Origin of the sequence: Natranaerobius trueperi (genome assembly GCF_002216005.1) — a bacterium.
GTDB lineage: Bacteria > Bacillota > Natranaerobiia > Natranaerobiales > Natranaerobiaceae > Natranaerobius_A > Natranaerobius_A trueperi.
On the sequence record NZ_NIQC01000046.1, the window covers coordinates 1 to 10,102 of the forward strand.

A 10,102-nucleotide genomic window follows, 5' to 3' on the forward strand; every position below is an offset into this window, starting at 1 on the left:
ACTAGTGCCTGTTGGACCATGCGGTCCACGACTGTTGGGACTCCAAGAAGTCTTACCCCACCATCAGGTTTAGGTATTTCTACTCGTCTGACTGGATGGGGTTTGTACTTCCCACTTCTCAAACTCTCTAGAAATTCATCCTTGTTCTCTTTTAGATATGGCATTAACTCATCGACTGTCATCCCGTCAACACCTGCTGCACCTCTGTTTTGCTTTACTCTTTTGTAAGCTGCATTTAAATTTCCTGTGTGTAGTAATTTATCAAGTAAACTTTCTGCACCGTCTTCCTCGCTAGGTTCCAGTGAGTTAGTACTCCGCGCTCCCTTGGTACTCTCTGGTTCCACCATACCCTCGCAAGGGTAGCCTGTTTTCACAGTTTTCTGCTCTCTTTGCACTATCTCACCTTCTCTCTAGTTTAAAAGACTACCATTGTTCGGTCCTTCCCGTATCCGGTACTATGACCTCGGCTGACTTCTTACGGTTCAACCGTGCATCACTGCACGATTTGTCGCTGTGGGTTGTTGGTTAAACCCTCTTGTCGGCAACCCCCGTAAGACCTCCTCTGTTAAGAACGGTACCTTTCCTCTCATACATCTGCCACATTTACACCGTGGGGTTCGGGTGGTATTGGACTTTGTGTTGATATGCACACTCATCCACCCCACGTATGCCTTGTATGTGGTTTCTCTTCGTCAGACCGAGAGTTTACATTAGGCTTCCTTCAGACTCCACCTCACGATGGACGCCCTTGCCATTTGCTAACAGTTCCTACCACCAAGCCTGTAGCGGACTTTCACCGCCTAGCTACCGCCCATGCAGGGCAAACTGAAAATAGCTCGGAGAAGAGTTACACTCTTCTCCGAGCTATTAATTATTCACACATCTTAATTTCAAATTTAGCATTATTTTTATAAGCAATGACCTCAATAATTTCTCTATTATTTCATTTTCAACTTTATTATAGTGGTATGTCAATGAGGTATGAAAATTACATGCAACTTAGTACATTAATAAATTCATGTCATTTACAGCTTCAACTAAGAAACTCGACTTTTGTACCTATTTACTTTACAAATAATTTTCTTAATCAGCAAGTGTAATAAGGGCTAATATACATCTATATGTTAATATTTTTCAACATAACGACCTACCGGAGAATTTTCGTAAACCCACTACAAGAGGGATAAGTTCCCTGTAACTTGTTGTCTATCGGATTTAATAATGACGATAAAACTTATAATTTTCTATTTAAGAATAATATTTATTGTTTCCTAGCATTGATTTTTTACCTACGTCTTATCATACCAATATTTTATTTTATGTACATCATAGTTATTAACATCTATACACTCAAAAAGATCTTCATCAAATATTGCTAGGTTGTAACCACTATCGTTCATGGTACTTTTATATTCTATACCTTGATATTGATACTTTCTCTCTCCATCTATCCCAATGCTTTTTATATAATCACAAATATATTGTGTCGGTAAATACTCTAGATAACTATCATTTCTTCTCAGCGGTCTAGCAATCTCATTGTTAATCTTTTTTAAATGGTCTCTATTAATTGCATGCTTCGTAAGAAAATCAAAATTAGAAAAAGCACTAATGCCATCAATAGAAGTTAGATCAATAACATTAATATCTTCTTTTAACTCAAACCTTCCAACTGATACGTAATCAAACAATCCCGCTCTTATCTCGTATAATGTTGTTTCCACACTATCTGCTAGATATAAAAAACTTATACCTTCGGGGTTTGCACGTCCCGCTGTTGCTAATTCATCAGGAGGTGCCCCCATTTTTTCGATTGAATATCCAGCTTTGTCAGATACCCGTGCTCTATAAAATATAGTTCCTTTTTTATAATTTTTTTCTATATAAGGAAAAAACAACTTTAATACTTCTGTATTAAATAAATTAGTATGAAACCTTTGTTTACGCATTATAGATTGTACGAAATCTTCCCATGAGTACTCGCCTACAATTGAGTGTTTTTGTAGATAATCTTTTTGAGCTAATTGAGGGATACCTACTTTTTCTTCAAATATTTCTGGTTCTTGTATAAATTTTTCACTACATATTTCCTTAATCATATTATCAATATCATATACATCCAATGATGATGAAAATATATTCCAGTTCTCTTTTAATTCTTCTTTTACAAACCTTAAATGATCAGTTGGATATTCATTAGGCAAAACGCTTTTTACATAATATATATCAATTAGCGCTTCAAAGTGCTCCTTTAAATAAATATCTTTTTGCGTATTATAAATATTGATATTTTTAGAATTACAAACCTCACAATCTCCCTTTTTCCCTGTTTCATGAATCATCGCTTTAACCTCATAATCTTTAAAACATTTTTCACATAAAATCATAAGTTATTCTCCTCAAAAAATTGACCCACTAATTCAATATGATGCATAATACTAAGTTTCTTTACTACTCCTAAACCTGGGTACGTTCCTTCTTGATAATGTTTCTCAAATTCTTCTAACCCAAATGTACTAATATCTTTGTCACTTTTCCAATTGGTAAGTTTTTTAAGCGCTTCATAAAACTTTCCTGCGGGGTCTCGAAAATCTTCATTTGAATCGGATACAAAATGATATATACGTAAATTCCAATCATCATCAAAATAAGTAATATGAACAACAACTGCATGTGGAGCAAATCCAGACTCTGAATATTCTTTGCCAACTATTGAAAAATCTGAAAAACCATCGTAACCATCTTCGTTGTAGAACAGGTGATCATCTGAGAAAAACTCGTCAACATTTCTAGTATAATCGACATTTCTGGGTTGTTTATTTAATTTGTCATCTAAGATAACTTTATTTTCCCTTATTTGCCTTCTGAATGTCCTTTCATCCGGAATTAGATTAAGTCTTGGTGTTTCATCACTAAAAACATTATTATAGGTACTAATATGATCTGGGTCTGAATTAACAGTTATAATATCGCTTACATCTATATTATAATTATTTACTAGTTCATTTAACTCATCTTCAGAAGCTGAGTTCACTATATGGGTTTTTATTATATTATCATTCAATATTATTGAGTAGTAGTTGTCAGTTAAACGATTACCTTCTGATGGGTGAAAACTACCTACTTTAGGATTATGTATCACTGCAATTTCTGTAGCCTTCTCTGTATAAGTAGATAAGGTTTTATTTAGACTGGAGGTTAACTTTACCGGCTCTACTATTGGAATTATTTTATCGTGAAGCAAATCTTTTTCCAACAATTCTCTCAACGCTATTAATTCAAATTGTCTCCCTCTTAAATACGGTAAATACATGAACTACCCCCCAAAATTTTTATCTAAAAATTGTTCCAGTTTTTCGTAATCGCGTTCCTTGAAATCAGAAAAATATACTAAAAATTTAATTTCATACGGAACTCTATCTTTAAAATAATTATCCTGAATTTTTTTTCTCTTTTTTAATTCGGCAAGCATATATTTATATGCACTGTCTAAATCAATATTCTTAAAAAAATTAAGACAAACTTTAAAATGTTCAACTTGTTTAACTTGAGGTAAATCTCCATAATATGACTTAATAATATTTTCAAATTCTTCTTTTCTCAATATTTTAAACATAGCTTCTAGATCAAGTTTTGAGGTATCTGAAACAGGTTCTCGTTTCGTACTGATTGTATTTCTATTAGTCAAAATACAGATCCCTACATTTGAATTATCTAACATAGCTCTTACCTTCTCATAATTTGAAGGACTAGTTATAACGCAAACTTTGTCAAAAACTTTATAATAGTTCTCTAATTGTCCATTAAGCCTATCCAAAGTATCTAATTCTGTCTTTATTTCATAAACAATAGCGCTACCGTTAATAAGAATAAAATCAGCTTTAGATTTTCCAACTGGAACTTCAGTTAGCGCAGTAGTCGTATTCAAACTATGTCTTCCTAGCAAAAGCTTATTTAATAAGGTGTTTTTGTAAATATATTCATTTCTGTGATGTTTAAACATATATTGATATATTTCTCTAAGTAAAGTTCTATTTGGTAGATGCGTATTATTTATGTACGTTTTAGCAGATTTAGTATAAATATCACTTTTTTTTAATTTAAGGAAGTCACTTAATGTATTTCTGGTAAAGAGTCGATTTAACATATGGTGATTATTCGCTCCCATAAAAACTCACCTCACAGTTAGATAAATTAATTGTAGGTTATTTGTAAAACTTTTTGCTTATTGTCAACCTTGCAATTTCTATTAAATAAAATTTTAGCAACTTTTCATAAATATTTAATTAATAATCACCTATATAAATTAAACCTATTATTCTTCTCTGTATTAATTCTTGAAGAACTCAAAAAATTCCTCTTTATAGCAGGGGTTATATTTCAAGAACTTGGAATAAATAATAATTGTGTATCACAACTATGTAGATTTTCCTTTGTTAACCGTTAACTTTAATTCATTTTCTTTGTATGGAGGGAATATTAAAATGCATCTCAGTATCATGGATTAGGTTTATATTGCTAGATAGATGTGTTCTAACTTTTTATATGCTTTCAGACTTTCACTACAAGGTTACCCATCTAAAAGACCAACTACAGTTCTCTCGCTATGTTCCACTCAACTAACATACGGGCAAAAAAGCTGGGGGGGGGTACCCGGCTTTTAACTATATTATTGGTGGTAAATAAAAGTTAAATCTTTATCTAGGTTTAGGTAGAGAACTTTAACCCTTTGCTGGGTACATAATCTCTCTTTCATAGCCTACCACTACTCTATAATAACCTGAAAGGTAGTGGTTTATATCACTATCACCGGTATCTATAAGCAATGACTCACCGCCTAGAGAAGCTAGCTTTTCTTGAGGAGCAATAACTGTAATATTTCTCTTTTTTACTTCTTTTAACACTGATGGACTAAATTGTTGGTTTCCTCTTCCAAAGATATATCCTTGCCCTCCTATTATTGTAACTACTATATGAGCATTTTTACCTAAAATAATGTCTAATATTTCTCTTTCACCAGCATCTTTACAAATTAGCTCGTTATTATAAACGATATCAACACCTAGTAGTGTATAATCTAAACCTAATCTTTCCATGATTCTTCTAGTAGTTGTTCCAGGACCAATCAAATAATAGGTGTCCTTTTTCATATAAGCTATCACATGATCAGCAATATGAGTGGTGGCTACACCTTCACCTGGTCCCCCTGAAGATTTTAAGCTTTGTACTAACCCCTCTCGCTCTGGTACTTGTAAATAACCGTGTAACTCTGCTGATACTCTACCAGCACGAAATGCTTTTTCATCAATATCCATCACTTCTCTTTCTCTAACAGGTACCTTGTTTCCTTTACAATATTCTAAAACAAGTTCACCAGCCCTGTCTGGAGAAGTTCCAAATACTGCTGAGTGGATTTTTACACCAGCAGGTATACCAATAGTAGGTATCTTAGTACCGATAGCATCATATATATTTCTTGCTGTACCATCTCCCCCAGAAAAGATAAGTAGATCCACACCATATTCTAATAGCTTTTGAGCTCCTTTAACTGTATCTTCAGGTGTAGTTTTTCCAAGTAATGTACTTTTTTCAATTTCTATCACTTTAGGTGATAGACCCGCTTCCTTAACAGGGTTTTCACCCATATCTAAAGGATATGTCACAAGCTCTACATCATCACCTAGAGACACTAGCTTTGTAAGAGCTTTTTTTGTTTTTAAAGAAGCCTCAGGAACAGCCCCTTTAGAAATTGCCTGTTCTAATATATCCTGTCCATCAGTTCCTTTTAAACCAACTCGTCCACCCATTCCTGCTATTGGATTCACGATTAGCCCTATTTTCATCCCAATAAAATCACTCCTAAAACCTATCCCCTCCTCATTTGGAGGGGATAGACATATTCAAGTATCACTAGTTTTTCCCATGTTTACGTAAATAAGCTCTCCATGTAAGTGCCCATTTATCAGGGTCATTTAAAGAGGACTCATCATTTCGTTTAGCAGTTGCTGCTCTATGAGGAGCATTCTTTAACATATCAGGGTTTTCATAGGCTTCTTTTGTGATCTGCTTTAATAGCTCAATATATTCATCTAGATCATCTTTAGAGTAAGTCTCACATGGTTCAAGGGTCATAGGTTCAGGAATCACCCATGGTTCGTGACTTTCCCAATAATGCTGAACACCATAATCAGCTACCCTATCATGTATTTCTGTTGTACCGATACCTGTTTTTTCTTTTAGTTTCTCCCAAGTATATCTAACCTGTTCTTGCCTACGATGACCATTATCACTATAGCAATAATCTAGATCGGGGATTTCTTTTATTAACTTCTCATATAGATAATTATTGTTAATAACTGATACCTCTGATGTTTCTCGTAATCCTTCAGCTCCCATAGCTCTAATCCAAGCATATGCTCGTAACACTACCCCTGCTGTACCATAGAAATCACGTACCTTACCATAACTATTAGGACGATTATAATTTAAATAGTACTTACTTCCATCGTACTCTACAGTAGGTTTAGGTAAGAATTTAGCTAGTTCTTCGGTACAAGCAAAGGCACCATTTCCAGGACCTGAACATCCATGAGGAGTTCCTAAGGTCTTATGAACATTAAAGTGACACATATCAAAGCCAGCATCTCTCGCTCTAGCAATACCTAAAAAAGCATTGGCATTAGCTTGGTCATAGTAACAAAGACCACCAACATCTTTAATGATTTTTACAATCTCATCAGCACGTGGATTGTATAGACCAATATCTTCAGGGTTAGTCATAAAGATAGCAGCAGTTCTTTCAGAAGCTGCTTCTCTAATAGCTTCTATATCCGGAAACCCGCTCTCATCAGGATATATAGTAATTACTTTATATCCTGCTGTATCTGGAGATGCTGCATTACAAGGATGAGAATAGATTGTAGTTATAATCTCATCACGCTGTTCTCCTTCTCCGTTAGCCTCATGGTAAGCTCTTACTACACTAGCAGCATTATAGACTGCATGGTTTCCTCCACCTGGCTGGAAGGTAGCTCTATCCATACCTGTTATTTCACAAAACATTTGTTCCATACGATAATATATTTCTAAGATTCCCTGAACTGTATCTTCGTCTTGAAGAGGATGTAGTTCACTAAACTTAGGTTCCTTTACTAAAACCTCATTAATCCGTGGATTATATTTCATAGTACATGTTCCTTCACTAATATCATTAGTGATATTAGATCCCATTGTTTCTTGAGCTAGATGTTTATAATGCATCAATACATGTTTTTGTGATACTTCAGGTAGATCTGATTCTTCTTCTCGTCTCATAAACTCTGGGATCTTTTTAGTGACATCACCAGCTTTATCTTTAATTTCCTGCTCAGCTTCCGGGACTAATATACCTCTCACCCCAGGAGAGGACATTTCGTAAATCATAGGTTCGTCCCAGCAAGCTTGATGGAAATTTCTTCTTAATTTTCCCGTCTGGCTATTACCCATAAATCCTCCTACCCCTTTCTCATAATATTTAAAACTGAACACTATCTAGCTATTTCTCTTCTACAATATCAGCTATAGAGTGTACCAAATAGTCAATATCTTGTTTACTATGAATCTCAGTAATACAATAAAGAGCACAATTTTTCATAGAAGGAAATTCCTCACTTAGATCATGACCACCAAATATACCTCGTTTTCTTAACTGCTTATTTATTTCACTCACTGTTTTTCCTGTATCATTAAAATCAACTATAAACTCTTTGAAAGGTTCTCCGTTTAACCTAGGTACCTTAACTTTATCTATTTCATTTAACTTTTGGGTTGCATAGTGAACCCTCTCCATAATTCCTGTGCCTAACTCTTTCATACCTTTAGGACCCATTAAGGCTAAATACACTCCTGCTACGATACCGTATAAAGCTGTAGTAGTTCCAATATAGTCCTTTCCTTCTTCGCGGTGAGCATAAGAAGTTCTTTCAAAAGCTACATGCCCAAATCCGTATTCTCCTTCTCTTTGGGTAGTGGTGACACCAAATAACAGTGTAGGATATTCACTAACATATTTTTCTTCATCTCTAGAGGCAATAAACCCAGCTAAACCACCACCCCATTCCATGTGCATTCCTAAAGGCTGAAGATCACCACAAACTATATCTGCACCATACCTAGACGGAGGTGCTATAACTCCGAGTGAACTAGGATCAACACCTACTATCACTTCTGCACCTACATTATGTGCCAAATCTGAAATTTTCTGACCTTGTACTTCAATTACACCCATATATGTTGGGTTTTCAAAGTAAACTGCAGCTGTATTAGAAGAAAGTTGTTGTTCTAAACTATCAAGGTCTAATAGGCCAGTTTTTGGATCAAAGTCTATATACTTGATAGTGAGTCCTTTTTTAGCATAATTTTTCACTACTTCTAAACGCCTAGGACTCATATTTTTAGGTAAGATAATTTCTTTTCTACCTGTTATTCTCTCAGCCATACCACATGAAAAAGCAACTGCATTTGCCCAATCATATGTGGGTGTTGTAACTACATCCATCTCTACTAAATCACCGATCATGCTACAAGACTCAAATAAAGCATGAAACTTACCTTTATCTGCGTATGCATCACCAACATACGCAGTTAAAAATTCATCTTGCGATGCAATTGTGTCACAAACAGATGGTACATAATGTTTCCAAGTTCCTCCACCTAAAAAACTTACGTACTCATCTGTAGACTCATTATTAGATAATATATTTCGAACATGTCGCTTTAACTGATATTCAGATTCAATAGGTTCTGGAATATTTAATCGACCCTCAAACCGTAACCTTTCTGGTATCTCTTGATATATATCTTCCACACTCGAAAGACCAACTTCGTTCAAAAGTTTTTCTTTCATCCCCGGAGCAGTACTAGGAATGTAAGGAAAAGCTCTCCTATTCTCCGACACTTGATATACCTCCCCTTAGAAAAGAGTTAATTAAAAAAACTATAACCTAACCGCTATATGCTATTCACCACCTCACTAACAAGACTTTTCTATTACACTAAAGCGTCAGGTTATTATCAATAATACTGTTTACCAAGAATCTATATGACTAATTACATAAAAAACAGCCTTTATTAGGCTGTCATATTAAGAAAATAACTATATAACTAAGTCAATTATGCTATGTGATAAGTTTTCTAATAAATAAAAAAATGTTACGATAAAAAGATAATAACTAATTATATAGTTTTTTGGGGGGGAGTTAATTGAAAATTCTAGGTGTTGTAGGAAGCCGTCGAAAAAAAGGAAATACTTCCACTTTAATTCAGGAAGCTTTAAAACCTTTTAAACTGAACAACATTGACACTAAACTAATTTTCTTAGATGACTATAATATTAGTGACTGTACTGGATGCGAAGGCTGTAAAGAAACATATAAATGTGTAATAAACGATGATATGCAACAATTATATCCAGATATTTTAGAAGCAGATGCAATTATATTAGGGTCACCTGCCTATTTTTATAATGTATCTGCAGATATGAAAGCTTTTATAGATAGATGTTACTGTTTTGAAATATTCGACAAAGAAGACCGCTCTGTTTGGATGGGGTTAAACGAAGCTATTGGAGGTAAATATGCTACTGTTATTGCAGTAAGTGAACAAGAAAAAGAAGAAGATATGGGCTTTACCGCTGAAGCGATGAGTAAATCTTTAGAAGCTTTAGGTTATAGAGTAGTCAGTACAGTTAAGGCACTGCATCTATTTAAAGCAGGTGAAGCATTGAATAATAATAAAGTACTAGAAGACGCAAATAAAGCTGGGGAAAAACTTTTAAAACATTTACAGCTAAAAGAAAAAGTCAAAGCGCAAATAAGTAAGAATCATCTATAATCTAAATATATGCATCAATAAAAAAACTGGAGCTCTTTTATAAAAGAGAACTCCAGTTTTTTAATGTTATAAAATTGTTATTTGCCATGTAAGATCTTTAAAATCGAGAGTGTAAAATAAACGGTGTAAACCTTCCGAAATGATGTATAATAAAAATAGAATGGGAGGTTTGCACCGTTATGAATTTAATAGACAAAAAGCAAGTAAGAGAAATGATGAAACAAGGTAAACT

General features: G+C 34.3%; 7 protein-coding genes and 1 pseudogene. 1 reads left to right on the plus strand and 7 read right to left on the minus strand.

The window, feature by feature from the left end; translation table 11 throughout:
* The 7 genes and pseudogenes from CDO51_RS12475 to gcvPA all read right to left on the minus strand — a co-directional run.
* A pseudogene (locus tag CDO51_RS12475) lies at window positions 1-374 on the minus strand (group II intron reverse transcriptase/maturase); the annotation flags it as partial.
* Between the two features lie 915 nt (window positions 375-1,289).
* Complete coding sequence (locus CDO51_RS12480) at window positions 1,290-2,387, minus strand: RES family NAD+ phosphorylase (RefSeq protein ID WP_089024559.1); 1,098 nt, start codon at window positions 2,385-2,387, stop codon at window positions 1,290-1,292.
* Complete coding sequence (locus CDO51_RS12485; RefSeq protein WP_089024560.1) at window positions 2,384-3,313, minus strand: sce7725 family protein; 930 nt, start codon at window positions 3,311-3,313, stop codon at window positions 2,384-2,386. Before CDO51_RS12485 ends, CDO51_RS12480 begins: the two co-directional genes overlap by 4 nt.
* Window positions 3,314-3,316: 3 nt before the next feature.
* On the minus strand, window positions 3,317-4,168 hold the full coding sequence (locus tag CDO51_RS12490; protein WP_089024561.1) for a sce7726 family protein: 852 nt from the start codon (window positions 4,166-4,168) through the stop codon (window positions 3,317-3,319).
* A gap of 553 nt (window positions 4,169-4,721) precedes the next feature.
* Window positions 4,722-5,843 (minus strand): ATP-NAD kinase family protein, encoded by a 1,122-nt coding sequence (locus CDO51_RS12495; RefSeq protein ID WP_089024562.1) that lies wholly within the window; start codon window positions 5,841-5,843, stop codon window positions 4,722-4,724.
* 67 nt (window positions 5,844-5,910) lie between these two features.
* The gene (gene gcvPB / locus CDO51_RS12500; protein WP_089024563.1) at window positions 5,911-7,485 is read right to left on the minus strand and encodes an aminomethyl-transferring glycine dehydrogenase subunit GcvPB; all 1,575 of its coding nucleotides are present in this window, start codon (window positions 7,483-7,485) and stop codon (window positions 5,911-5,913) included.
* A gap of 49 nt (window positions 7,486-7,534) precedes the next feature.
* The gene (gcvPA, locus tag CDO51_RS12505) at window positions 7,535-8,935 is read right to left on the minus strand and encodes an aminomethyl-transferring glycine dehydrogenase subunit GcvPA (protein ID WP_089024564.1); all 1,401 of its coding nucleotides are present in this window, start codon (window positions 8,933-8,935) and stop codon (window positions 7,535-7,537) included.
* Window positions 8,936-9,240: 305 nt separating this feature from the next.
* Between gcvPA and CDO51_RS12510 the strand changes: the two genes are divergently transcribed.
* A complete protein-coding gene (locus tag CDO51_RS12510; protein ID WP_089024565.1) occupies window positions 9,241-9,870 on the plus strand; it encodes a flavodoxin family protein in 630 nt (209 codons plus the stop codon).
* Window positions 9,871-10,102: the final 232 nt, after the last annotated feature.